Source organism: uncultured Pseudoflavonifractor sp., from assembly GCA_904419835.1.
Classification (GTDB): domain Bacteria; phylum Bacillota; class Clostridia; order Oscillospirales; family Oscillospiraceae; genus Pseudoflavonifractor.
Genome location: CAJFTA010000017.1, coordinates 1 through 25,507 on the forward strand (window position 1 = coordinate 1; position 25,507 = coordinate 25,507).

Sequence of the window (25,507 nt, forward strand, 5' to 3'; positions counted from 1 at the left end):
GCTGAATTCCACAAAAGCGGCTCCTTTGAGCCGTTTTTATGGAATTGTGCGGCTGTGCCGCACGAATAAACCGCAAAGCGGTTTATTCAGTAGACATTATTATACAGCAGCGGCGCCCGGGTTACAACCGTCCCGGGCCGTCACAGGAAGTTTACCACACAAGCGCCGCCGGAACAAGGCGTTTACCGCCCCTTTTTCTCCCGCCCGGGCCCCTCCGGCTGCCGGGGGCAGCCCCGGCCGTTGAACCGGAACACCGCGTAGCCCCGGCCGTCCATCCGCTCCGCCGATGCGAAGCAGAACAGGGGCGTCAGAGGAAAGACACCCCCCGGCTCCCAGGGCAGGGCCAGCACAAAGCCCTCCCCTTCCCACCGGGTCAGTCCCCCCTTCAGGGTGGCGGCGCACTCCTTCAGCAGCCGCTCCCCCATGAGCCGGGCGGGATTGTCCTCCCGGGTCCAGCCCGCGGGGGGGCGCTCCCCTTCCCCGGCCGGACCGCCAAAGGCATGGGACAGCCGGATTTCCGCCCCGGAGGGCGGCCACAGCCCCTGGCGGCGCAGCTGGGAGAGGGGGATGGTCCGCCGCAGCCGGAGGACTCCCCCCTCGGGGAGCAGCGTCCCCAGCAGCAGGCTGCCCTCCCGCCCCAGCAGATACAGCTTGTAGAGCCCCGCGCCGTCGTCCGATGCCCGGGCGGAAATAACCGCCTGGAGCCCCTCTTCCTTTATCCGGACCACCCCATCCGGTTTCCTCAGCGGAATACGCATTTCCTCCACTGTACCGCCCCCTCTCCTTTTATTTATGTGTATGCAAAAATTGGCCCAATCTTCCAGCGTTATTTTTTGCAAAACTTCCCCACGCTGCTTGCGGATTTTTGCCGGGCTATGACGGAACAGCTCCCCGCCGCGCGGCGCAGGCGCAGCGGTGTTTTGGACAGCCTGAGGGGGATGGGATGCACAGCATCCCACCCCCCTGAAAGCATACGATGGTATCTTATTTCCGTTTCCTGTTACGGGAAAATCGACTCGGCCAAAAACATGGCCCTGTCATGCTCCCACACGTAGCGCACCAGCTCCTCCGGCGCTGCTCCGCAGTAGGAAAAGCCGTACTCTGCCCGGCCGCGATCGCTGGTAGCGTCAAAGTAGAGCCATTGCCCGTCGATTTGGGCCAGATTCCACATATGGTTTTCACTTCCCATCTTGCCGGTGACGGTAATGCAGGGGATTTCCGCCTGCTCCAGAAGAACCTGGAACGCCTGCGCATAGCCGCCGCAGATTGCCAGATGGTCGTGAAGCGCTCCATAGGCGGTTGTTGATTCATAGGGCATCTCGCCCGGCTGTCCGTAATAGCGGAAGTCATAGCGCACCTGCTCTGTCAGATAGCTGTACAGCGCCTCGGCCTTCTCCTGCTGGTCCATGTCCGCTGTGACGGTTTCCCCATAGATCTGCTCCGCCAGGCGCTGTGTCTCTGCCAGCCGCTCCAGAGCCTGCGCGTGGGTCAGCCCGTTCTGCGGCGTGACTGTAATGGCCGTGCTGTCCCGGTTGAGCTGGCACAGAAGCCACCCGCCGCCTACCTGCTGCAGCGCCTTGTTCATGTCATCCACCGCCAGAGTGGGGTCTGTAATCCGAATGTCGATAGTTCCCTGGGAGAGTCCGGCGCGGGCTGTCTGAACCAGTTCGGACAGCGAGTCCACCTCTGTCCCCTGAAAATCCGCAGGGTAGTTCCCCGTCCGGTAAGGCATGTAGGAAATTGTGCAGCGCAGTGTGCCGTCCGCCTCCACCGAAGCGGTCAGGTCATAGGCGTACTTGTATTCCGGATGTGCATTGATAATTGTGTAGTAGAGGTTCTTGACCGTTAAATCAAAGTGTTCATCCTTCTCCAGCGCCGATATGTCAAAGACAGGCGGCTGTTCCGCGGCCGCAATAGCCCGGGTCAGCTCCGCCTTCAGCGCTTCAAGGCTGGCGACAGCCGTGCTGCCCGGCAGCTCAGGACCGGAGGCGCCGGACTGCTCCGGCCAGTCAAGGCCCAGGTTCCGGCGAATGGCAGTGCGGAGGGCTGTCATGTCCGAGTCGGCCCAGAACAAGCGCAGCTTCTCTTCCGCCACAGTGTCCCCCTGGGGCTGGTCTCCCAGTACAAATACCGCAAAAGTATCGGCGATATCTTCATGGAAATAATTTGCCCCATAGCGGCTGACGTAATGGGTGGGGTTGGCCTCGTAGCTACTGTGCTTCCCAGCTGGCTCCCAATACGCTCCGCGGATATCGGGTGAATGTTGAGAACCATATCATTCCCAAAATCGGCAATATCCAATTAAACCGTCTCCAGCCCAAAGACATCCAAAGCCTGTATGACACACTAAGAAAAGCCGGCCTGTCGGGTACTACCATCCGATATGTACATAACAACCTTCACAAGGCCCTGCGTGCCGCTGTTAAGGCTCAGCTCATATCCAGAAATCCCGCCGACCTTGTAGACCCGCCAAAGAAAGAGCTCTATGAAGCCTCTCCGCTCACTCCTGCCCAGTCTGTGGCCCTGGTGAGAGCCTGCACAGGGAAAGAAATCTTTCTCCCTGTACTCCTCGCCCTAACGCTCGGTTTGCGGCGTAGTGAGGCTCTAGGGCTTCAGTGGAAGAATGTAGACATGAGCGCCAATACCGTGACTATCTCGCACTCCGCCTCTTTTTCAAAGGGCGGCTTCTCCCTCAGCAGCACCAAAACCAAGAACAGCCGCCGCACGCTTATGATGCCGGAAATTCTTCAAAGCGCCCTTGTTGCCGCACATTCAAAACAGGCAGAGGACGCCGAAGCATTTGGCCCTGGTTTCAATCCGCATGACCTTGTGTGCTGCCGCTCAGATGGTTCTCCTCTCACCAGCAGTGCACTTCAACGTCAATTCTCTGCGGCTCTGGAAGAGGCACATCTTCCCTCTATCCGTTTTCATGACCTCCGGCATACCAACGCAACGCTAATGCTGCGCAACTCCGTACCTGCTAAAATCGTTTCGGCCATACTGGGCCATTCCTCCATCGGCATTACCCTGGACGTGTACTCCCATGTCATGACTGAGATGCAAGAAGGGGCCGTTGAAGTGGTAGATGCTCTTTTCAAGAAAACATGTTAGAACAGATATTAGAACACGCTGCAAATATCTGTCCCACGCCGAAAAAAGAAAAATCCCGCAGCCTTACAGCTGCGGGATTCCTGGCGGAGTAGGAGGGATTCGAACCCTCGGGCCGCTTTTGACGGCCACACGATTTCCAGTCGTGCTCGTTATGACCACTTCGATACTACTCCATCTCTGTGCTCATTCGTCTTTTGTTTTTCCTGTTTACCGGAGCAACGTTGATTATTATAACCATTGCCTCTTGATTTGTCAATAGGTATTTTTATTTTTTTCGCGTATTTTCAGGCCTCTGTTTTTCCGGCGCAGCCGTCCCCTCCCGCCGCCCCTTGACCTGGCCGCCGGACTGCGCTAAAATGAGCCTGATACCATGCTATTTTAGCCAAAAAGGAGCGCTGCCGCAATGCAACTGAGCCGCCAGCAGGCCCTGGACCTGCTCAAAACCTACAACAAGGAGCCTTTCCACCTCCGCCATGCCCTGACTGTTGAGGCCGTCATGCGCTGGTTCGCCCAGGAGCTGGGCTACGGCGAACAGGCGGATTTCTGGGCCACCGTGGGCCTGCTCCACGACCTGGACTTCGAGCAGTGGCCCGATGAGCACTGCGTCAAGGTGCGGGAACTGATGGAGGCCCAAGGTCTTGACGCCGCCCTTATTCACGCCGTGGTCAGCCACGGCTGGGGCATGACCGGCGCCGACGTCCAGCCGGAGCACCAGATGGAGAAGGTCCTCTTCGCTGTGGACGAGCTCACCGGCCTCATCGGCGCGGCCGCCCTCATGCGCCCCTCCAAGAGCGTGCAGGACATGGAGCTGTCCAGCCTGAAAAAGAAATTCAAGGACAAGAAATTTGCCGCCGGCTGTTCCCGGGATACCATCTCCAAGGGCGCCGAGCTGCTGGGCTGGGAGCTCAGCGACCTGCTGGACCGCTCTCTTCAGGCCATGAAGGCCTGCGAGGGCGATATTGAGCGGGAGGCCGCCGCCCTTTGAGTTCCGTGTTCATACGTAAGAGGCGCTCCCTGGTGGAGCGCCTCTTGCTTTTATGCGCCGTCCTTTCCGGCGGGCGGGCGTCCCCTTTGGATATTTTTACGCAATTTTAATCTTCCGATTATGGCGGCCATGTTGCTTTTGCCCTCTGTCTGGGCTATACTAGTTAAAGCCTGGAAAGACGCGCGGCACAGGTCGCGCACTTTGAGAAAAGGAGAATCTTACATTGAATCAAAAGAAATCGAAAAGCGGGAAGAAGCTCCACATCCCCAAAAGCAAAGCGGGCAAAGTGCTGCTGAACCTTGTGATCACCGCGGTTATCGGCCTTGTCTACTTCTACTTCACGCTCCCTGCGCTCAATCTCCAGTCCGAGGAGTTTTACACCTTCGTGGGCCTGCTGTGCGTGGTGTATATCGTCTGTGCCTTTATCACCGGCGGCTTCCATCTGGAGGGCTCCACGGTGACCACCGCCGCAGGCACGGTCACCACCGCTCAGGGCGGCAAGGTGAAGGAGTACTTCCGTTTCATCAAGAAACAGTGCCTGCCCATCGGCATCCTGCTGGTCCTGCTGATTGTGGTGGCTCTGGTGGGGCAGGTCATCTCTCTGCCCATCTTCCGCGCCGCCGCTTACCGGGAGCTGCTGGACGTCCAGGAGGGGGACTTTGTCTCCGACGTGAAGGAGATCTCCTTTGACGAGATCCCCATGCTGGACGAGGACTCCGCCCGCTACCTGAGCACTACCCAGATGGGCACCATCCCCGACATGGCCAGCCAGTTCGAGGTGGCCTATGACTCCACCCAGATCAACTACCAAGGCCGCCCTGTCCGGGTGGCGCCGCTGGAGTACGCCGACCTTATCAAGTGGTTCACCAACCGCTCCGAGGGCCTGCCCGCCTATATCGTGGTGGACATGGTGACCCAGGAGGTGCAGGTGGTCCGTCTGCCCGAGGGTCAGGGCATAAAATACTCCCCCTCCGAGCCCCTTAACCGCAACGTGTACCGCCATCTCCGGTTCAACTACCCCACCTATATGTTCGCCACCCCCTCCTTTGAAATCGACGAGGAGGGCAACCCCTGGTGGATCTGCCCCCGGGTGGTCAAGACCATCGGCCTGTTCGGCGGCACGGATATCAGCGGCGCAGTGCTGATGAACGCAGTCACCGGCGAATGCACCTACTACGCCCACGAGGACGTGCCCCAGTGGGTGGACCGGGTATACCTGGCCTCCCTCATCATGCAGCAGTACGACTACTACGGTACCCTGATCCACGGCTTCATCAACTCCATCTTCGGCCAGAAGGACGTGCGCGTCACCACGGAGGGCTACAACTATATCGCCATGAACGACGACGTGTACATGTACACCGGCGTCACCTCCGCCACCAGCGACCAGTCCAACCTGGGCTTCCTGCTGTGCAACCAGCGGACCAAAGAGACCAAGTTCTACACCGTCCCCGGCGCCACCGAGCAGTCCGCCCGCGCCTCCGCTGAAGGCATGGTCCAGGACCAGGGCTATACCTCCACCTTCCCCCTGCTCCTCAACGTGGCCGACCAGCCCACCTACTTCATCGCCCTGAAGGACAACCGCCAGCTGGTGAAGCAGTACGCCATGGTCAACGTGGGCCAGTTCACCGTGGTGGGTATCGGCGACACTGTGGCCGCCTGCGAGCAGGACTACCTGGAGCAGCTCTCCGCCAAGGGCATTGCCGTGGACCAGGGCAGCCGGCTGGAGACCGATGTGTCCGGCGTTATCGCGGATATCCGCTCGGCGGTCATTGACGGCAACACCTACTACTACTTCTCCCTGGAGGACGGGGATGTCTACTACTCCATCCCCGCCAGGGACAACGATATCGCTGTCATTCTCAACCCCGGCGACCGCGTCACCATCAACCACGCCCCCGTGGCCGAGGGGGATGCGCCCGACATTGTGGAGGGCTATACCATCACACTGGACCGCAGAGGATAAGGAAAACCGGGTGTGCGCAGCAGCGCACACCCGGTTTTCCTCTGTCAGCAGGCCCCGCCTCCTGATGGAAGCGGAGCCTTGCTGTCTATGGGGTTCAGTTCCCGGTCAGCACATCGGTCAGATCCACAGGCGTGGCGTCAGACCAGAGGCGCTCCAGGTCGTAGAACTTGCGGGCGTCCTCCATGAAGATGTGCACCACCACGGAGGAGAAGTCCAGCAGGACCCAGGTGCCGCCCCGGTGGCCCTCCACATGGTGGGGCAGCTCGCCGGCGGTCTCCTTCATGGTCTTCTCGCACTCGTCGGACAGAGCGCGGACCTGGGTGGTGGAGGTGGCAGTGCAGATGACGAAATAATCCGCCAGGGTGGTCAGGTGGCCGGTCTCCAGCACCCTGATGTCAATGCCCTTCTTGCTGTCCAGGGCTTTGGCCAGAACAATCGCGGTTTCCTTGGGTGTCATAGGTTGATAAACCCCTTTCTCAGTTGGGTTGAATGGCTGTTCCGTTACGCCGCAGGGGCGGTCTCCGCGGGCACCTCGGGCGTATAGATGGGGATGCCCTCGGGGGGCTGATCCGTGCCGCCGCTCTCAGAGGGGGACGGACTGGGCGTCTCCGAAGCGCTGGGGCTGGGCGCGGGCGTCTCGCTCACTGCGGGCTGGGTCTCACTGGGCGCGGGGGAGGGAGACGCGCTCTCGCTGGGACTGGGAGAAGGCGTCTCGCTCGCAGCAGGCTGGGTCTCGCTGGGTGTGGGCGAGGGCGCTGCGCTCTCGCTGGGGCTGGGCGTGGGCGTCTCCGTGACACTGGGGGAAGGGCTGGCACTGGGCGTCTCCGAAGCGCTGGCACTGGGAGAGGGGCTGGTGCTGGCGGAGGGCGTCGTACTGGAAGAACCGGAACCGGAAGAGCCGGAGCCGGAAGAGCCGGAGCCGGAAGAACCGGAGTTCTTGTTCCTCACCCAGCTGTTGTACTTGGTGTCCTCCAGCACACCGCTGGTGCAGCCCAGAGTGCCGTCGTCGTTGACATACATGATGTCCAGCTCGTCCTGGCGCAGGTCATCCACATAGGGGTTGAAATGCTCGTTGACCACATTCACCAGCTCATCCACGTCGGGCGCCACATAGGAGGGGTGGTTGTTGTAGGTCCGGCTCCACACGCCGTCGGCAGAAATCCAGGGCATGGTGAAGAAGCTCACATTCTCCATATTCAGCTTCTCGCCCGCGCTGTTGCCGAAGATGGCCTGCTGGGCAAACCAGGCCAGGTTGCCCACGGAGAGCTCAGTGGTCACGTTCTCAAAGAAGATCTGGGCAATGCCGGTGATGGTGCTCACCTCTGTGATCTTCTGGAGGCACTGCTCAATGGCCGCCTGGAGGAAGGCCTGCTGGGTCTCGATACGGCCCAGGTCGCCGTTGGCGTAGCCCGAGTTGAGGATGTTGCCGTTGTCGTCGCTGTTGTGACGCCAGCGCAGCAGCTGCATGGCCTTGTCGCCGTCGATAAGCTGATAGCCCTCCTGGAGGTCAATCTTGAAGTTCTGGGACAGGTCGTTGTAGTACATCCGGCGGGGGACGTCAAAGTACACGCCGCCGATGGCGTCCACCAGCTTGCCCACGGCCTCCCACTCCACCACAAAGGTGTAGTCCGGGATGAAGCCCACCAGCTGGCTGACCTCCTCCTTCAGGGCGTCCATGCCCTCGTCGCCGCCGCCGTACATGTTGTAGACGGAGTTGATCTTCTTAATGTCCCAGGAGACGTTGACCAGGGTGTCCCGGGGAATGCTCATGACGGACAGCTTCTGGTTGGGGATATCATAGGAGGCCAGCATCATAGTGTCCGTATTGCCGCCGCCGTATGTGTCGCGGCCCACCACCAGGAAGGTATAGAAATCCTCCTTCCGGTCGCTGGACACGCCGCCCGGCCGCGTACCTGCAGCGCCGGTTTCGCTCTGCTCCTCCGTACTGGTCGGCTCCTTGGAGCCCCGGTCCGGCTGTGTTACCTGGGCCGGCTTCTGGACGAAGATGGCCAGGGCAATTCCAATGACCACAATGATAGCCGCCAGAACGGTGACGCCGATAAATACGCCGCGGAGCACCTTCTGCTTGGTGGTGCGCTGAGGCTTGGGCTTTTTGGCCTTCTGGGCCTGGCCGGCCTCCGCATCCCTGTCTGTAAACTCCGGTTTCTTGGTGGGGACCGCCTCTTTCTCCTTCTCCGGCGCGGCTTCCGCCTTTTTGGAGGACGGCTTTAACAGACGGGCGCCGCCTTTTTTGCGATTCTGCTCAGGATTCATTGGTTCGTAGTTCCTTTCCCGCGCGCCGCTTCACCGGCGGCTGTGTCTCTGCAAATTTTCTGCTTTGGATTCAGGAAGGATCCCGGGGCCCATGCTCCAGCACCCAATTCAGAGCCTCCATGGTGTTGTGGTGAACGGGGACGCCCCGCTCCTCCAGGTCCTCCACACTCATCTCCAGACCCAGGTGGAGCGCGGCATCCAGATCACGGCGGGTCAGCTCCCGCAGCTTCTCCACGCCGGGGAAATCCCGGGTTGGCTCCATGTAGTCGGCCAGATAGAGCACCTTCTCCAGGGTGGACATATCCGCCTTGCCCGTGGTGTGCCAGAAAATGGCCCAGTATATGTCGTCCGGCACGCCAAACACATCACGCGCAATGGCGGCACCTGTTTTGGAGTGGAGCAGCTTCACCGATTTTTGCTCTAAATCGTCCAATACAATACCATATTGCCGGCACAATTGCAACTGTTCTTCCATATTCAGATACTTCGTACAGTCGTGGAGGATGGCTGCCCGGCGGGCTTTCTCCACATCGGCCCCCCAGCGCTCCGCCAGCTCCACCGCCGCCTGCTCGGTTCCCTTGATATGGGGAATCCGCTTGGCGCGGATCATGCTGTAGGACGCGCAGCGCAGCTCCGCGTCATTGAGCCGCTTCAGGTCCCGGTGCTCGCCGTACAGCCCGTTGCGGAGGATATAGCCGTACACGGGCGGCCAGAGCCGGTCGCCCCCCTGCCCCTCCTCCAGCAGCTCCCGCATCTGGGTGGAGGAGAGATCGGTGATTTTAGGCAGCTCCACCAGCTGAACCCGGGCCTGGTAGGTCTTTGTCAGGTAGTCGGCCTGGACCCGCAGCAGCTCGCCGCTGTCCGTCTCTGTGCGGGCAAAGGCCGCAATCCCCGCCAGGGCCATGATGCGCTCCGGCTCGTACCAGTTCTGGATGGTAAGGAACATATCCGTCCCCATCAGCAGCCAGAGCTCATCGGCCGGGAAGCGGCCGTGCAGCTCCTCCAGAGTGTCGGCCGTGTAGCTCTTCCCCGTCCGGCGCAGCTCAATGTCCAGTGCCTCCACGTCCCCCCGGCGGCCGATGGACTCCCCCAGGCCGTCGGCCATCAGGGCCGTCATGGCCAGGCGGTGCTCCGCCCCGGCGCCGTCGGCCGGCAGCTCCTTGTGGGGCGGCAGGGCCGCGGGAATGAAAAACAGCTTGTCCAGCCCCAGCACGGCCATGGCCGCCTGGGCCGCCGCCATATGCCCCAGGTGGGGCGGGTTAAAGGTGCCGCCATAGATACCGATTTTCAAGTGAGCCAGCTCCTTTCACGCAATTGTGTTTGCTGAATGTCTGTCACACCACCGGCTTTTTCCGGCTGTCCTTCACCAGAACGATCTTGTCCTTCTTGTCCTTTTTATGACTTGGACGATACAGGACGAATTTTGTTCCAATCACCTGCACAACCTCGCTCCGGGTTGCCGCGGCCAGCTCCTCGGCCGCCTCCCGGGCGGTGAGCATGGAGTTCTCCAAAACCTTGCCCTTGATGAGCTCCCGGGCCTCCAGTGCGTCGTCGGCCTGCTTGACCAGATTCTCCCCCAGGCCGTCCTTGCCCACATGGACAATGGTGTCGATGCTGTTGGCAAGGCTCCTGAGCTGGGCGCGCTGCTTGCTTGTCAAATCCATAGGTATTTTGGCGGGATATTCCCGCCTCCTCCTTTAATATAATATTGTTCAAACGGCCTTTTCCGGCCGCTCAAAGCTGATGGTCCCGGCGGTACTCCGCCAGCCTGTCCCTGAAAATCGCCAGCGCGTTGCCCCGGTGGGAGATGGCGTTCTTCTCCTCGGGCAGCAGCTCGGCAAAGGTCTTCTTCAGCTCCGGCACAAAGAAGATGGGGTCGTACCCGAAGCCGTCCGCTCCCCTGGGCGCGTAGGCCAGGGTGCCCCGGCACTCGCCCCGGGCGGTCACCGTGTCCCCGTTGGGGAAACAGCAGCAGATGGCCGAGACAAATTTGCACCGGCGGTCCAGCTGGCCCTTCATATTCTCCAGCAGAAGCCGGTAACGGCCCACATCGTCCAGACCGGGCCCGCCGTACCGGGCGGAGTACACCCCGGGGGCGCCGCCCAGGGCGTCCACGCACAGGCCGGAGTCGTCGGCGATGGCAGGCAGACCGGTGGCCTCCATGACCGCCTTGGCCTTCAGCAGAGCGTTCTCCTCAAAGGTAGTGCCCGTCTCCTCCACGTCCACATCGGCGCCCACGTCGGACTCCAGGACCACCTCCACCCCCTGGGCGGAGAGGATGTCCTGCATCTCCTTGAGCTTGTGGTTGTTCTTGCTGGCCAATACCATTTTCATGGGCTCAACCTCCCAGGACGGCCTTCTGGACCGTCTGCACTTCCCGGATGCCCTTGGCGCACAGCTCCACCAGGCCCGCTGCTCCTCCAGAGTGAAGGAACGTCCCTCGCCGGTACCCTGGAGCTCCACCAGCTCGCCCTCGCCGGTCATGACGCAGTTCAGGTCCACCTGAGCGGAGGAGTCCTCCTCATAGCACAGGTCCAGCAGCAGCTGGTCGTCCACGATACCGGCGGAGATGGCCGCCACACAGGTCTTGAGGGGCATGGTCTCCAGGACCCCCTCCTCCACCAGCTTGTGCAGGGCAAAGCTCAGGGCCACAAAGCCGCCGGTGACGCTGGCGGTACGGGTACCGCCGTCACCCTGGAGCACGTCGCAGTCCACGGTGATGGTGCGGGGGCCCAGAGCCTTCATGTCCACCGCCGCCCGGAGAGAACGGCCCACCAGCCGCTGAATCTCAGCGGAGCGGGCGGACAGCTTCAGCTTGGCGATGTCTCGCTTGCTCCGCTCCCGGTTGGCACGGGGCAGCATGGAGTACTCGGCGGTGACCCACCCCTCCCCTTCCGGCACGTGGGGGGGCACCCGGTCCTCCACCGAAGCAGTGCACAGCACGTGGGTGTTCCCGCAGCGGATGAGGCAGGAGCCCTCCGCAAATTTGTTGATGCCGGGGATAATCTCGATGGGCCGCAGCTGATCGTTGGCCCGTCCGTCAATTCTTGCCATTGATATACCTCCAAAACAGGATACAGTCCCGGGAGACTGTCTTTCTCTTTAATGTCCCGCAGGCCCAGAATCCCAAGCAGCAGACCGGAGGCCATCAGCACCAGAGCGGCCAGAACCGCCCACATGCCTGCCCGGGCAAGGGCCCCGGCCTCCATCAGGACGGTCAGCAGGATTCCGCTCACGGCGCAGGCGCCGCCTAATACCAGCTTTTTCATCTGTCTCCTTCCTTATTATATATCAGATCAGCGCGCGGACAAAGTACTCCGCGTCAAAAGGCATCAGGTCGTCGATGCCCTCGCCCACACCGATATACTTCACAGGCACCTGGAGGGCGTCGGCAATGGCGATGACAATGCCGCCCTTGGCGGAGCCGTCCAGCTTGGTGAGGACAATGCCGGTGATGCCGGCGGCCTCCATGAACTGCTTGGCCTGGATGAGGCCGTTCTGGCCGGTGGTGGCGTCCAGCACCAGCAGGGTCTCGGTCCGGCTGCCGGGCAGCTCACGGTCAATGACACGGCCGATCTTGTTCAGCTCGTTCATCAGGTTCTGCTTGTTGTGGAGACGGCCGGCGGTGTCCACCAGCACCACGTCGGTCTTGCGGGCCTTGGCGGCCTGCATGGCGTCAAACACAACAGCGGCGGGGTCGGCGCCCTCGTGCTGGCGGACCAGCTCCACGCCGGACCGCTGGGACCAGATCTCCAGCTGATCGGCGGCGGCGGCACGGAAGGTGTCGGCAGCGGCCAGCAGCACCTTCTTCCCCTCCCCCTTCAGCCGTGCGCCCAGCTTGCCGATGGTGGTGGTCTTGCCCACGCCGTTGACGCCGATGACCAGAATCACGGCGGGAGAGGCGCTCAGGTTCAGAGCGCAGTCGCCCACGTTCAGCATGTCGGTCAGCACACGGCGCAGGCACTCACGGGCCCCCTCCGTGTCCTTGATCTTCTCCGCCTTTACCCGGCGGCGCAGCTCGGCCACCGCCTTGATGGTGGTGTCCATGCCCATGTCGCCCAGGATGAGGGTCTCCTCCAGCTCGTCGTAGAAGTCGTCGTCCAGCTCTCCGGCAAACAGACTGTCCAGCGAGTGGCCGATGTTCTCCTTGGTGCGGGTCAGGCCCGCCTTGATTTTGTCAAAAAAGCCCATGTACGCTCGGTTCCTTTCGTTCTTTCTTATTTTCAGTATTCCGCGTCCCTCCGGTGTTGAAACACGGTAATTTACTTGATATTCAGTTCCCGCTCCACGTCATTCAGATTGATGGTCAGGATGCGGCTCACACCTTGTTCTTGCATGGTGACGCCGTAGAGCACGTCGGCCTCCTCCATGGTGCCGCGCCGGTGGGTGATGACGATGAACTGGGTCTTGTCGCTCATCTGCCGCAGGTAGTGGGCAAAGCGGACCACGTTGGCGTCGTCCAGGGCGGCCTCAATCTCGTCCATCACGCAGAAGGGCGTGGGGCTCACCTTCAGAATGGCGAAGTAGAGGGCGATGGCCACAAAGGCCTTCTCACCGCCGGAGAGCAGGGTGATGATTTTCAGCGCCTTGCCAGGCGGCTGGACCTTGATCTCAATGCCGCAGTTGAGGATGTCGTCCGGGTCCTCCAGCTCCAGGGTGGCACGGCCGCCCCCAAACAGGGACTGGAAAGTCTCGCCAAAGGCCTGATTGATGATGGCAAACCGGTTGGAGAAGATGGTCTTCATCTCAGCGGTGATGTCGGCGATGATGCCCTCCAGCTCCTTCTTGGACTTCTGCACGTCGTCCCGCTGGTCCTTCAGGTAGGTGTACCGCTCGTTGATGCGCTGGAACTCCTCGATGGCGTCCAGGTTGATGTTGCCCAGGCCGGAGATGGACTTTTTCAGCTCTCCGATGCGGCGCTGGGCCTTGGGCACGCTCTCCAGCTCCACCCGCTGCTGGCGGGCAGCCTCGTGGGAGAGCTCGTAGGTCTCCCACAGCTTGTCCAGAATGCTCTTCTCCTCCATGGCGCTGGACAGCTTCTTCTGCTCCAGCACCGATACCTCCCGCTCCATGGCCAGCAGCTCGGTGTTCTTGTCCCGGCTCTCCCGGTCGGCCTGGTTCCGCTGGCCCTCCAGGGCCAGCTTCTCGCTGTTGAGCCGCTGAATGGTCTGGTTCCGGACCTGGTTCTCCTCCCGGATGGCCTGGAGCTGCCGCTCCTGCTCCAAAATCTGGGCGTTCAGGTCGTCGTTTTTGGCCTTCAGCTCGGCGATCATCTTCGCCCGCTGCTCCCGGTCCCCCGCCATGTCACGGCGCAGGCCCTCCAGCTCCTCCAGGGCCTTCTGGGAGGCGTCCTGCTCGGCCTCCAGGCCGGCCAGCTTCATGTTCAGCCCGGCGATCTGTTCGCCGATGGCGCTCACCTGCTCCTGCAGGCGGCTCTGGCCCTCCGCCTTGCTGTCCGCTTCCGCCCGGAGGGCGGCGGCGGAGCCCTCCAGAGCCTCGATGCGGCTACGGGCGGCGGCGGTGTCCGCCTCGGTCTGGGCGGCCCGCTGCTCCAGCTGCTTCAGCTCGGCGCGCTGGTTCTCCTGCTGGCGGCGCAGTTCGGTCAGCTGGGTCGTATAGTGGGCGCAGCGCTCCTCCAGCTTGAGGATGGCGTCCTCATGGGTGCGCTGCTGGGCCTGGGCGGTCTCCACCTCGTACTGGGCGGCAGCCGCCTCCCGCCTGGCCTCCTCCATCCCTCTGGCCGCCTCGGCCAGGGCGTCCCGCACGCCGCCCAGCTGGGTGTTCAGCCGCTCCAGCTCGTTGGCCCGGCTGAGAATGCCCGCCGAACGGGAGGCCGATCCGCCGGTCATGGAGCCGCCGGGGTTGAGGACCTGTCCGTCCAGGGTGACGATGCGGAACCGGTAGCCGTACTTCCGGGCCATGGCAATGGCCCGGTCCATATCCTCCGCGATGACCACCCGGCCCAGCAGGTTGGAAAACACCCTCTCATAGGCGGGCGCAAACCGGACCAGCCGGTCGGCCATGCCCACAAAGCCGGGTTCCCGCTCCACGGCGCGGTCCCGGAACTCCGAGGGCCGGATGGAGGTCAGGGGCAGGAAGGTGCAGCGCCCGCCGTCCCGCCGCTTCAGACACTGGATGGCGGCCTTGCCCGCCTCCTCGGTGTCCACCACGATGTTCTGCATGGCGGCGCCCAGGGCGATCTCAATGGCCACGGTATACTGGTCCTCCACATGGAGCAGTCCGGCCACCGGGCCGTGGATGCCCCGCAGCTGGCCCCGCTCGGCCTCCCCCATGACCACCTTGATGGCTTTGGAGTAGCCCTCGTAGGCCTTCTCCATGTCCCGGAGCATGTGAATGCGGGATTTGAGGGCGTTCTCCTCCATCTGGAGCTTCATATGCCGGTCCTGGGCCTCCCGGGCCTTCCGGCTGCGGGACTCCAGGCGCAGGGTGTAGCCGCTGATGACGTTCTTCAGGGCGTCCCGGTCCTCCTTGGCCTGCTCCAGCGCGGCGCGGGCGGCCTTCTCCTCCGCCTGGGCGGCGGACAGCCGCTCCTCGGCGGCGGAGAGCTCCTGCCGCACCGCCTCGTCCCGGTCCAGCAGCTCCTGGGCGGCGGCGGCCAGGGCGGACAGCAGCGCCTTTGCCTCGGATGCGGAGGCGCTCTCCACCGCCTCCTTCTGCCGCAGGGCCTCCATCTCGGCGGCCAGGGTGCCGGCGCTCCGCACCGCCGCCTCGGACTGGCTCTGGCAGTCCGCCAGAGACGCCCGCAGGGCGTCCGCCTCCTCTATAATCGATCGGATTCTGCTGCGGCGGTCCTCGATCTGGGCGCCGATGCTGTCGTCCCGCCCCTCCTGGGCGGCCAGCTCCTCCTGAAGGCGGCCGCTGTTCTCCATATTGTTCTGGATGTTGGCCTTGAGCACGGCGATGGCGTTGTCGCACAGGTTGGCGTCCGCCTCCCGCTGCATCATCTCAAAGCGGATGTGCTCGGCCTCCACGTCCTTCTCCCGCATCTGGGCGGCGTAGCCCTCGGCGGCGGCGTACAGCACCTCCACCTGGCGCTGTGCCTCGTCCTTCTGGCGGACGGCGTTCTCGTAGTCGCTCAGGGTCTTGATGGCCGCAGCGCGGATTTTCTCCAGCTGGTCCATCCAGACCGAGATCTCCAGCCCCCGCAGCTCGTCCCGCAGGAGGAGGTACTTCCGCGCCTTCTCCGACTGGGCCCGCAGCGGCTCTACCTGGAGCTCCAGCTCGTCCAGCTTGTCGTTGATGCGGACCAGGTTCTCGTCGGTGCGGGTGAGCTTGTGCTCGGCCTCCTCCTTGCGGTGGCGGTAGCGGGAGATGCCCGCCGCCTCCTCAAAAATCTCCCGGCGGTCGCCGGACTTGACCGAGAGAATCTCGTCGATCTTGCCCTGGCCGATGATGGAGTAGCCCTCCCGGCCAAGACCTGTGTCCATGAAGAGCTCGTTGACGTCCTTCAGGCGGACGCTGCGGCGGTTGATGTAGTACTCGCTCTCCCCCGAGCGGTAGTACCGCCGGGTGACCATGACCTCGCTCTCCTCCAAATCAAAGAAGTGCTCGGAGTTGTCCAGCACCAGCGAGACCTCGGCAAAGCCCAGCTGCTTGCGCTTGGCCGTGCCGCCGAAAATAACGTCCTCCATCTTGCCGCCCCGGAGGGCCCGGGTGGACTGCTCCCCCATGACCCAGCGGATGGCGTCGGAGATGTTGGACTTGCCGCTGCCGTTTGGTCCCACGATGGCGGTGATGTCCTCTCCAAAGGTAAGGACCGTCTTGTCCGGGAAAGACTTGAAACCCTGAATTTCGAGCGCTTTTAAGTACAAATCTGGCACCTCACATCTGCGTTTTTGGTGCAATGCATTTGAATACTATATTATATCAAGTTCCGCCTCTATTTGCAAACGCTTTTCCGCTTTCCGCCCGGTATTCCCTGAAACCCTCCGGCGATATATGCCGCCATTTTTGTACAATTGACCGTTTTACACCAATTTTACATTCCTTCTCTCACTTTTTATTGTGCAAAATGTCATACTCACCCGTTGCATGTAACCAACATTCCTTGTAGAATGGGTATGGAAGGGATCTTATTTGCACATTTGCGTAACCGCTCCGGGAGGTGATGAACCAGCGGTAAGTGACAACAGCTATCGATTGGGCGGCGGAAGTACGCCGCCGTCCGCACGGCCGTGCGGATGAGAGAAAGGATGGAGATCATGAAACGACAGCTCCGTAAAAACCTTGCACTGCTCCTATCCCTCGCAATGTTGTTCACCTTTTTCCCTGCTGCTGCTTCCGCCTCCGGTGAGGATGCGGTATACACCCAAGTTACCGAACTTGATGCTCTGACGGACGGACAGTATGCTCTGGTCGCAGAGACCGCTTCCGGTGCCAAAGCATTTGGAACGAGCATCGGCAACAAAATTGACGGAACCGATGTTTCCATCACTGCAGACGGGCTCTCCTCCAGCAGCAGCATTCCGACCTGGACTGTAACCGTATCCGATGGAAGTGCCACCTTCTATAACGGCAGCGATTACCTGGGATATGGCTCCAGCGGAACCAATTTCACAAAGCCCGATGAGGCCTATGGCTGGAATATTACCTCCAACAGCGATGGGACATTCCGCTTTACTGCCTCTGGCGCAGCAACCCGTGCTATTGCATGGCAGGATCAGGGCGGCCGCTTCGGCGCTTATTCCACTACCAATACTGAAGGATATGTTTTCGACCTGTTGGTCTTCAAAGCCGAAGGCGGCGGCGAAGTGACTCCTCCCGATCCCGAGGAGCCCGAGACCATCTCCATCGCGGAGGCTCTGGCTGCTGCGGACGGCACCGAGAACCTGACGGTCAAGGGTGTGGTCACCCTGCTGGACGGCAAGAACGTCTACCTTCAGGACAGCACCGGCGGTATCTGCGTCCGCATGAGCAACAACTTTGACGACATCGCCCTGGGCGACACCGTCATCGGTACCGGCAAGCGAGCCACTTTCAACGGCCTGCCCCAGCTGGAGAATTCCACTTATGAGAAGTCCTCCGGGCTGACCCTGACCCCGGCTGTCAAGACCATCGGGGAACTGACCACCGCCGACATCTGCACCTATGTGACCCTCCGCAACGTGGAGGTCACCGAGATTTTTGACAATAATGGTCAGTATTCCAACCCCAACATCACCGTGAAGGACAGCAGTGGCAACACCATAGAGCTCTACAAGGCTGTGGTGGACAAGAATGAGGACGGCACCTGGCCTGTGGCTGTCGGCAGCGTCATCACCATCACCGCTGCGGTGGGCGTATTCAATGACAAATTCCAGCTGCGCAATACCCTGGCCAGCGAGATTGACCTGGACGGCAGCACCTCTTCCGGCCCCATTGCCCACGGCGACAAGGTTGTCATCTACGCCCCTGCCTATGGTATGGCCCTGTCCGGCACCTACAACGGCTTCTATAACAACGGCACCGCCGTTACGCTGAAGGACGGTACCCTGTCCGGCTTCACCGCCGCCGACGTGTGGACCGTGGCCGACAACGGCGACGGCACCTGGTCCTTCTCCTATAACGGCCAGAACATCGGCATGGGCGATAAATTCTCCAGCATGCCCCTGGGCGAGAAGAACGACAAGTGGGTGCTGGAGGATGCCGGAAACGGCCTCTGGTACATCAAGAACACCGTCCGCAACTCCTACATGGAGTGGTATGCGGAGAAGAACAACTGGAGTTCCTACGGCAAAATCTCCGCCGGCAGCGAGGGTATGTTCGCCCTCTCCTTCTACAAGGTCACTGAGATTCCCGAGGAGCCCAGCGGCGACCTGCCTGTGGACGGCGCTCAGGTGGTGCTCTACAACGAGGGCGCCAAGGGCGTTCTGGCTGGCCCTGACGGAAACGAAACCAGCCCTTCCATCAACAACGCCGAGGCCACTGTGGCCGACGGCAAGGCCACCCCCGCCAATGGCGCCCGGGTCTTCACCGTGGAAGTCAACGGCGAGTGGTTCCGCTTCAAGACGGCCGACGGCTACCTCTGCTCCAACGGCACCGGCAACAACGCCTTCTACTCTGAAACGGCCAGCGACGACGCCGACTGGAAGCTGACCGCTTTCAACGGCGGCTTCAACCTGGAGAGCCGCACCGCCAAGTTCAATGGCAAGTACTCCCAGTATCTGGAGTACTACGGCGGCTCCTATAAGACCTACAGCCTGTACGGCGACAGCGACAAGGACATCTACACCTTCCACTTCTACCCCGTGGCTGAGGGCGTCACCATTACCGACGGTGTGGTCAATATGCCCGCCGTCACCTTCGGCCTCCTGCCCGACGCCTATGTGGGCCAGGACTACACCGTCAGCTTCACCGTGGACTCTGTCTTCGGCGTCAAGGAGATCTCCGCCACGTACGGCGGCACGGCCGCCCAGCTGACCAACGAGGACGGAACCTACTCCTTCACCATCCCCGCAGCCGCCATGACGGCCGGCGAGCTGGTGATTGCCGTCAGCGGCACAGACAACAAGGATGTGGCCTTTACAGGCACTGTGACGCTTGATGTCAAGGATGAGCCCTACATCACCTCCGTCTTCCCCGCCGCCAGCAGCCAGACCGGCGACGAGAAGCAGCCCGAGATTGGCTTCACCTTCGGCAACGCGGGCGAGAATGCCACCGTCACCATGGCGGTCAACGGCGCCCCCGTGGATCTGACCATCGCCGACGGCAGGGCCTCCTACACCCCCGCCGAGGCCATGGCCGACGGCAAGGTCTCCGTCACCGCAACTGTCACCCGCGCCGACGGCAAGACTATCTCCCGCACCTGGACCTTTACCATCGGCGTGGCGGAGTTCCAGCTCTACTTCGGCCAGCTCCACTCCCACACCGCCGAGTACTCCGACGGCGCGGGCACCCTCCAGGAGGGCCTGAATTATGTGGCCAGCCTCCCCGAGAACGCCAATGTGGACTTTGTGGCCTTCACCGACCACTCCAACTACTTTGACTCCTCCTCCGACGCCAACCCCGAGGCCGCCCTCTACGACCCCAGCCAGATGTCCGCGGAGAGCGCGGAGAAGTGGAACGCCTATACCGGCGCCATCAACGCCTTCAACCAGGCGCACGCCGGCGAAGTGGTGGCCCTGGCCGGCTTTGAGATGACCTGGTCCGGCGGCCCCGGCCACATCAACACCTTCAACACCCCCGGCATTGTCTCCCGCAACAACACCACGCTGAACAACAAGACTGCCGACGCGGGCATGAAGGCCTACTATGCCCTGCTGAGCAACGAGAATCTGGTGGACTCCATCAGCCAGTTCAACCACCCCGGCACCACCTTCGGCAACTTCAGCGACTTTGCCTACTACGATCCCATCATTGACACCCGGATGTACCTGGTGGAAGTGGGCAACGGCGAGGGCACCATCGGCGCCGGCGGCTACTACCCCAGCTACGAGCAGTACATCATGGCCCTGGACAAGGGCTGGCACGTGGCGCCCACCAACAACCAGGACAACCACAAGGGCAAGTGGGGCAACGCCAACGATGCCCGGGACGTTATCCTGACCGACGACTTCTCCCAGGAGGGCCTGTATGAGGCCATCCGCAACTACCGGGTGTACGCCACCGAGGACAAGAACCTGGAGATCAACTACACCCTCAACGACCAGCTGCTGGGCTCCATCATCTCCGATGTCCCGGAGGAGGTTGCCATCAACGTCTCCGTCTACGACCCTGACGCCTCCGACTCCATCTCCAAGGTGGAAGTGGTGGTCAACTCCGGCGCCGTGGCCTACACCTGGGAGGATCCCGCCCAGCTGGCCACCGGTGAGCTGAGCTGCACCATCCCCGCCTCTTACAGCTACTATTTCATCCGCGTCACCCAGGGCGACGGCGACCTGGCTGTCACCGCCCCCGTGTGGGTCGGTGAAGTGGTGAAGCTGGGCGTCTCCTCCGTGGAGTGCGGCACCGCCACCCCCGTTACCGGCGAGGCCCTCACCCTCACCACCACCCTCTTCAACAGCGAGTCCGAGTCCGCCACCGTCAAGTCCATCACCTATTCCAGCGGCGACGAGGTTCTGGGCACCGACACCAAGGGCTATGAGATCCCCGCCTCCGGCACCCTGGCCGTGGACTGGAGCTATATCCCCGACATGGCCCGGGTGATGACCCTCACCGTCACCGCAGTCCTGGAGCAGGGCGGCATTGAGTATACCTACTCCAAGGACGTGACCCTGGACATCCTGGACGCCAGCCAGCTGGTGTACATCGGCATCGACGCCTCCCACTACAACGAGTACGTCAACGGCAACTACAAGGACTCCATGGGCAACTTCGGCAATCTGGCCGCCGGTTACTCGGTGCGCACCGTAGAACTCAAGACCAGCGACGACCTGATCGCCGCCTGTGAGAACAAGGACAACAAGTACAAGGCCATCATTCTCACCGCCCCCTCCCGCCGGGACGGCAGCGCCCTGCGGGACCCCTATGTCTGCTACTCCGACGAGGAAATTGAAGCCCTGAAGGCCTTCAACACCGCCGGCGGCACCCTCGTCCTGGCCGGCTGGTCCGACTACTACGAGAGTTATGAGGACTTCCCAGCCGCGGACCACATGGCCGCCCAGCAGAACAAGGTCCTGGAGGCCTTGGGCTCCTCCCTGCGCATCGGGGACGACGCCACCAACGACGACTCCCTCAACGGCGGTCAGACCCAGCGGCTCTACCTGTCCACCTACAACTGGGACCACTTCCTCATGGAGGGTGTGGAGTTCGACCCGGAGAACCCCAACAACAACCTGTACTCCCAGCTCTTCAGCCAGTACGGCGGCGCCTCCATCTACGCGGTGGATGCGGAGGGCAATCCCATTTCCACGCTGCCCGAAACCGTCTCCCCCGTGGTCTACGGCCACGCCACCACCTACTCCAAGGACAGCGACAATGACGGCCTGGGCGGCGATGACATGCCCAGGTACGCCGTGGCCGAGGGCGACAACCGCCTGATGGTGCTGGCCACCGAGCAGCTGGAGGGCAAGGGCCTGATTGTGGTCTCCGGCGCGGCCTTCATGTCCAATTTTGAGGTCCAGGCCACCATCGGAGACTCCGGCGCGGAGAAGAACTACTCCAACTACAATATCTGCGAGAATCTGGTGTCCTATCTCAATCCCCTGACCATCACCGACATCGCCGACGTGCAGGCCCAGCCTCTGGAGGGCATTAAGTACGTCATCGAGGGCGTGGTCACCTCCAATGCCTCCGGCTATGACAAGGATACCGCCTTCTTCGACTGCATCTACGTCCAGGATGATACCGCCGGTATCAACGCCTTCCCCGTGGCCGGCAACTACAAGGTCGGCGACAAGGTGCGCATCACCGGCACCACCTCCTCCTACCAGGGCGAGCGTCAGATCGCTGTGACCTCCATCGAGAAGATCGGCGAGGGCTCCGTGGAGCCCAGGCTCATCACCACCCAGGAGGCGGCCGAATCCAAGTATCTGGGCAGCCTGGTCCAGATTAAGGGCGTGGTGGTCAGCTTTGCCGAGGCCGAGGGCCTGGTCCAGACCATCATGGTCCGGGACGAGAGCGGCTACGACGCCCGGGTGTTCATCGACGGCTACATCACCAGCGGCAAGACCATCGAAAACCTGGCGGTGGGCCATGAGATCACCGTCACCGGTCTGGCCTCCTACGACAACACCTTTGACGGCCCCGCCCCCCGCATCCGCGTCCGCGACCGCGCCGACATCGTCTGCGGCACCGAGGTTGTGGATATTCCGCCTCAGGAAGAGGAGGAGAACCCCAGGCCTCCCTACATCCCGCCCACTGACGACGATGTGGTCATCATCGACGAGGACGGCGTGCCCCTCACCCCCGTGCCCCCCGCCGACGCCGGCGCGTACACCGTAGCCGTCCAGGTGGACGAGGACGGGCACTACACTATCGTCCCCATCGCGGTGGTGGAAAACGGTAAGATCCTCTCCCTGGGCGATTCCAGCAAGCTCCAGCTTATCGACAACACCAAGGTCTTTGTGGACGTGGCCGCGTCCCTGTGGTGTTCCCCCGCTGTGGCTTTCGTCAGCGCCCGTGAGCTTCTCCTGGGCACCGGCGGTGGCTACTTCGCACCCGACGCCTCCGTCACCGGCGGCGAGCTGGTCACCGTCCTGTGGCGTCTGGCCGGCTGTCCCGCCGTGGAGGGTCAGACGGGTACCGAGTGGTACGCCCAGGCCGCCCAGTGGGCTTCCTCCCTCTCCATCGTCTCCGACGGCTTTGACGGCGATCAGCCCGCCACCCGCGCCGACGTGGCCAGCGCCCTGTACGCCATGGCCGGTGTGCTGGAGGCTGAGACAGGCCTCAGCGGTTCCCTGAACTTTGCTGATGCCGCCGCCATCCCCGAGGACGCCATGGATGCCTTCCTCTACTGCCAGCAGAACGGCATCATCACCGGCAGACCCGGCGGCCTGGCCGCCCCCGGCGCCGCGCTCACCCGCGGTGAGCTCTCCGCCATGGTCCAGCGCTTTATCCTCGCGCTGCTCAAGTAAACCGCAAGCATGACAGCCTTCGGGGCCGCCCTCACGGGCGGCCCCGAACGCCGTTTTCCCCCACACACTGACGACAAGGCAGGGATTCTATGAAAAAACAGGACAATGCGCCCAGGAAGCTCCAGATGCCCCATCTCACCGCCGGAAGGATTGCGTCCATTGCGGCCTCCCTTCTGGCGCTCGCCCTGCTGGTGGGCTTTGGCGTCTGGCTCAACGCCCCCCGGGAGGACGATATCCCCACCAGCGCCAGCCAGATGGTCTTTGCCGTGGCCCGGGTCAACGACGTGCTGATGGACAACGCCGAGCCGGACGACTGGACAGAGGGCCGCAGGCTGGGCACCCAGCTGCTGGAGCTGGAGATCTGCACCGGCGAGCACAAGGGCGAGATTCTGGAGGCCTACAACTATCTCAACGCCTACACCAACCTGGACGCCAAGGAGAACACCCGTCTCATCGTCCGGCTGGACTATGACGACAGCGGCGCGCTCTATGTGGTCAATATCTTCAACTACGACCGCTGGCAGGTTGTGGGCGCTTTTATCCTGGTTTTCGCCCTTGTCATGATTCTGGTGGGCGGCTGGAAGGGCGTCAAGGCCCTGCTGGGGCTGCTCTTCACCCTGGCCTGCGTCTGGTTCCTGCTGCTCCCCATGATGCTCCGCGGCATCTCTCCCGTCCCTGCCACGGTGGCCATTATCGCCCTCACCTCCGCCGCGTCCCTGCTGCTGCTGGACGGCCCCACCCTCAAGACGCTGTGCGCCACTCTGGGCTGTGTGGGCGGCGTGGCGGTGGCCGGTATCTCGGCGGCCATTGTGGGCGTCCTGACGCCGCTCAACGGCTTCAACACGGATAACGCCGAGTCCCTTGTGCTCCAGGCCTCGGACGGTGGGCTTCAGATCAGCGGCCTGCTGGTGTGCAGCATCCTTATCTCCTCCATGGGTGCGGTAATGGACGTGGCAATGTCCATCGCCTCCGCCCTCCACGAGCTGCGCACCCACAACCCGGAGCTGTCTCCGCTGAGTCTGTTCCGCTCCGGCATGAACATCGGCCGGGACGCCATGGGCACCATGGCCAACACCCTGATCCTGGCCTTCGCGGGCTCCTCCCTGAACACCCTGCTCCTCTTCCAGGTCTACGACTATCCCCTTATGCAGCTGCTCAACAGCGACCTGCTGAGCCTGGAGCTGCTCCAGGGCATCGCCGGGTCCATGGGTATCATCCTTACCGTCCCCATTGTAGCAGGCCTCTCCGGCTACATTATGGGCCGGAACCGGAAGTGAGTCTGACTGTCCGTCGAAAAAGGTGCAAAGCACCTTTTTCAAGAAAGACTGCATGGTGGAAAGGGCTCAATTTTTTCAAAATCGTCGCCCCTTCCGCCATGAGAAGTGTCATTTCCGAGGCGCATGTCCCCGGAAATGACGGATTTCGATTTGATTCCTGCGGCTGCGGCCGCAGGAACTCTGCGAGGCTTCCTTTTCCGGGAAGTTTTCCGACAAATACAGCGGGCGGGCCGGAATATCCGGTCCGCCCGCTTGTTTCCTGTATTCAGCCCTTCAGCCTGCTGATGGCCGCCCTGGCCGCCATCTGCTCGGCTTCCTTCTTGCTGCGGCCCTCTCCGGCCCCCACGGGGGTGCCGTTGAGCTCCACCTCCACCTGGAAGCGCTTGGCGTGGTCCGGGCCGGTGGCGCCCACCAGACGGTAGGCCAGCACCTGGCCGCTCTCCCGCTGGACCAGCTCCTGGAGGGCGGTCTTGTAGTCCCGGCTGCCGCTCTTCTCCTCTTCCCGGTCCAGAATGAAGCGCTGGATGATCTTCCGGGCGGAGCCGATGCCGCCGTCCAGGTAGACTGCCGCCAGCACGGCCTCCACCGCGTCCGCCACAATGGACGGCCGCTCCCGGCCGCCGCCGGCGGCCTCGCCCTTGCCCAGCTTCAGGTAGGACCCCAGATTCAGCTGTTGGGCCACCTCCACCAGGCTGCCCTCACACACCAGGGCCGCCCGGGTACGGGTCAGGTCTCCCTCCGGCAGATCCGGATGGACCCGGTAGAGGTAGTCGGCGGTGACCATCCCCAGCACCGAGTCCCCCAGGAACTCCAGCCGCTCGTTGCTCTGTGCACCGGTGTGGCGGTTCTCATTGGCGTAAGAGCTGTGGGTCAGCGCGTTCTCCAGCAGGGCCCGGTTCTGAAAGGTATAGCCCAGCTTCTCCTCCAGCTTCTCCATTTGTTGTTTCCCTCCCAGTAAAAATCAAAGCCCCGCACCCGGCGGGGCTTTGAGCTCATTGCGTTTTATTCCTCAACCTTGCCCTGGAGATAGTGCACCAGATCACCCACCGTCTTAATGGCGGCCACGTCGTCCTCACTCATCTCCTCGATGCCGAATTCCTCCTCCAGGCCCATGGAGAGCTCCACAATGTCCACGGAGTCGGCGCCCAGATCGTCCTCAAAGGAAGTATCCATGGTAATGCTCTCAGGCTCTACGCTGAACTGTTCAGCCAGCAGCTCGGTCAGCTTTTCGAAAATCATAACTATCTACTCCCAGCTATTTTAGTTGCCGCGCACGGCATCTCTTGCACTAAAATAATAGGCATATTCAGCCAGCGTGTCAATACCATTTCTAAAATTTTATGCCCGGTACAACATTTCAATACATGCTTCCTGCTTTTTC

The 25,507-nt window shown here is 62.0% G+C and carries 16 protein-coding genes, 1 tRNA gene and 1 pseudogene; 5 read left to right on the top strand and 13 right to left on the bottom strand.

Annotation, left to right across the window (positions count from 1 at the left end; all coding sequences use genetic code 11):
- Positions 1–182: 182 nt before the first annotated feature.
- A complete protein-coding gene (locus tag QZY67_RS04880) occupies positions 183–728 on the bottom strand; it encodes a hypothetical protein (RefSeq protein ID WP_295368816.1) in 546 nt (181 codons plus the stop codon).
- Positions 729–1,000: 272 nt separating this feature from the next.
- Positions 1,001–2,095: a transglutaminase domain-containing protein gene (locus QZY67_RS04885; protein WP_295368817.1), complete on the bottom strand. Its 1,095-nt coding sequence runs from the start codon at positions 2,093–2,095 to the stop codon at positions 1,001–1,003.
- Positions 2,096–2,226: 131 nt separating this feature from the next.
- Here QZY67_RS04885 and QZY67_RS04895 point away from each other — a divergent pair, with 131 nt between their 5' ends.
- Entirely contained in the window at positions 2,227–3,111 is an 885-nt protein-coding gene (locus QZY67_RS04895; RefSeq protein ID WP_366448939.1) for a site-specific integrase, read from the top strand.
- Between the two features lie 81 nt (positions 3,112–3,192).
- On the opposite strand, the gene QZY67_RS04900 is transcribed toward QZY67_RS04895, so the two are convergent.
- A tRNA-Ser gene (locus tag QZY67_RS04900) sits at positions 3,193–3,284 on the bottom strand.
- A gap of 230 nt (positions 3,285–3,514) precedes the next feature.
- On the opposite strand from QZY67_RS04900, the gene QZY67_RS04905 reads away from it, so the two are divergent.
- Together QZY67_RS04905 and QZY67_RS04910 are read left to right on the top strand one after the other, a co-directional pair.
- The gene (locus QZY67_RS04905; RefSeq protein ID WP_295368818.1) at positions 3,515–4,096 is read left to right on the top strand and encodes a hydrolase; all 582 of its coding nucleotides are present in this window, start codon (positions 3,515–3,517) and stop codon (positions 4,094–4,096) included.
- 223 nt (positions 4,097–4,319) lie between these two features.
- Positions 4,320–6,062, top strand: coding sequence for a CvpA family protein (locus tag QZY67_RS04910; protein WP_295368819.1), 1,743 nt, complete (start codon positions 4,320–4,322; stop codon positions 6,060–6,062).
- 94 nt (positions 6,063–6,156) lie between these two features.
- Here QZY67_RS04910 and rsfS read toward each other — a convergent pair whose 3' ends face one another.
- From rsfS to smc, 8 genes and pseudogenes are all read right to left on the bottom strand, one after another.
- Complete coding sequence (rsfS, locus tag QZY67_RS04915; RefSeq protein ID WP_295368820.1) at positions 6,157–6,519, bottom strand: ribosome silencing factor; 363 nt, start codon at positions 6,517–6,519, stop codon at positions 6,157–6,159.
- Positions 6,520–6,563: 44 nt separating this feature from the next.
- Positions 6,564–8,336, bottom strand: coding sequence for an LCP family protein (locus QZY67_RS04920; protein ID WP_295368821.1), 1,773 nt, complete (start codon positions 8,334–8,336; stop codon positions 6,564–6,566).
- A 70-nt stretch (positions 8,337–8,406) separates the two neighbouring features.
- A complete protein-coding gene (gene yqeK, locus QZY67_RS04925) occupies positions 8,407–9,627 on the bottom strand; it encodes a bis(5'-nucleosyl)-tetraphosphatase (symmetrical) YqeK (RefSeq protein ID WP_295368822.1) in 1,221 nt (406 codons plus the stop codon).
- A 43-nt stretch (positions 9,628–9,670) separates the two neighbouring features.
- Positions 9,671–10,000, bottom strand: a complete 330-nt coding sequence (yhbY, locus tag QZY67_RS04930; protein WP_295368823.1) for a ribosome assembly RNA-binding protein YhbY — start codon at positions 9,998–10,000, stop codon at positions 9,671–9,673.
- A 70-nt stretch (positions 10,001–10,070) separates the two neighbouring features.
- Positions 10,071–10,670, bottom strand: a complete 600-nt coding sequence (locus QZY67_RS11935; RefSeq protein ID WP_366448938.1) for an XTP/dITP diphosphatase — start codon at positions 10,668–10,670, stop codon at positions 10,071–10,073.
- Positions 10,671–10,674: 4 nt separating this feature from the next.
- Positions 10,675–11,390: pseudogene (gene rph, locus QZY67_RS11940) on the bottom strand (ribonuclease PH).
- A gap of 237 nt (positions 11,391–11,627) precedes the next feature.
- Complete coding sequence (gene ftsY, locus QZY67_RS04940; RefSeq protein WP_295368825.1) at positions 11,628–12,527, bottom strand: signal recognition particle-docking protein FtsY; 900 nt, start codon at positions 12,525–12,527, stop codon at positions 11,628–11,630.
- Between the two features lie 71 nt (positions 12,528–12,598).
- Positions 12,599–16,177, bottom strand: coding sequence for a chromosome segregation protein SMC (smc, locus tag QZY67_RS04945; RefSeq protein WP_295368826.1), 3,579 nt, complete (start codon positions 16,175–16,177; stop codon positions 12,599–12,601).
- A gap of 930 nt (positions 16,178–17,107) precedes the next feature.
- Here smc and QZY67_RS04950 point away from each other — a divergent pair.
- Entirely contained in the window at positions 17,108–22,849 is a 5,742-nt protein-coding gene (locus tag QZY67_RS04950; protein ID WP_295368827.1) for an S-layer homology domain-containing protein, read from the top strand.
- Between the two features lie 89 nt (positions 22,850–22,938).
- Complete coding sequence (locus QZY67_RS04955) at positions 22,939–24,126, top strand: YibE/F family protein (protein ID WP_295368828.1); 1,188 nt, start codon at positions 22,939–22,941, stop codon at positions 24,124–24,126.
- A gap of 265 nt (positions 24,127–24,391) precedes the next feature.
- Here QZY67_RS04955 and rnc read toward each other — a convergent pair whose 3' ends face one another.
- Positions 24,392–25,063 (bottom strand): ribonuclease III, encoded by a 672-nt coding sequence (gene rnc, locus QZY67_RS04960; RefSeq protein ID WP_295368829.1) that lies wholly within the window; start codon positions 25,061–25,063, stop codon positions 24,392–24,394.
- 65 nt (positions 25,064–25,128) lie between these two features.
- Positions 25,129–25,365: an acyl carrier protein gene (acpP, locus tag QZY67_RS04965; protein ID WP_294535484.1), complete on the bottom strand. Its 237-nt coding sequence runs from the start codon at positions 25,363–25,365 to the stop codon at positions 25,129–25,131.
- Positions 25,366–25,507: the final 142 nt, after the last annotated feature.

Excerpts from the sequence above, each read along its gene's own strand:
- rsfS (WP_295368820.1), bottom strand. The coding sequence starts at position 6,519 with ATGACACCCAAGGAAACCGCGATTGTTCTGGCCAAAGCCCTGGACAGC.
- QZY67_RS04905 (WP_295368818.1), top strand. The coding sequence starts at position 3,515 with ATGCAACTGAGCCGCCAGCAGGCCCTGGACCTGCTCAAAACCTACAAC.
- QZY67_RS04955 (WP_295368828.1), top strand. The coding sequence starts at position 22,939 with ATGAAAAAACAGGACAATGCGCCCAGGAAGCTCCAGATGCCCCATCTC.
- QZY67_RS11935 (WP_366448938.1), bottom strand. The coding sequence starts at position 10,670 with ATGAAAATGGTATTGGCCAGCAAGAACAACCACAAGCTCAAGGAGATG.
- acpP (WP_294535484.1), bottom strand. The coding sequence starts at position 25,365 with ATGATTTTCGAAAAGCTGACCGAGCTGCTGGCTGAACAGTTCAGCGTA.
- yhbY (WP_295368823.1), bottom strand. The coding sequence starts at position 10,000 with ATGGATTTGACAAGCAAGCAGCGCGCCCAGCTCAGGAGCCTTGCCAAC.
- QZY67_RS04920 (WP_295368821.1), bottom strand. The coding sequence starts at position 8,336 with ATGAATCCTGAGCAGAATCGCAAAAAAGGCGGCGCCCGTCTGTTAAAG.
- ftsY (WP_295368825.1), bottom strand. The coding sequence starts at position 12,527 with ATGGGCTTTTTTGACAAAATCAAGGCGGGCCTGACCCGCACCAAGGAG.
- rnc (WP_295368829.1), bottom strand. The coding sequence starts at position 25,063 with ATGGAGAAGCTGGAGGAGAAGCTGGGCTATACCTTTCAGAACCGGGCC.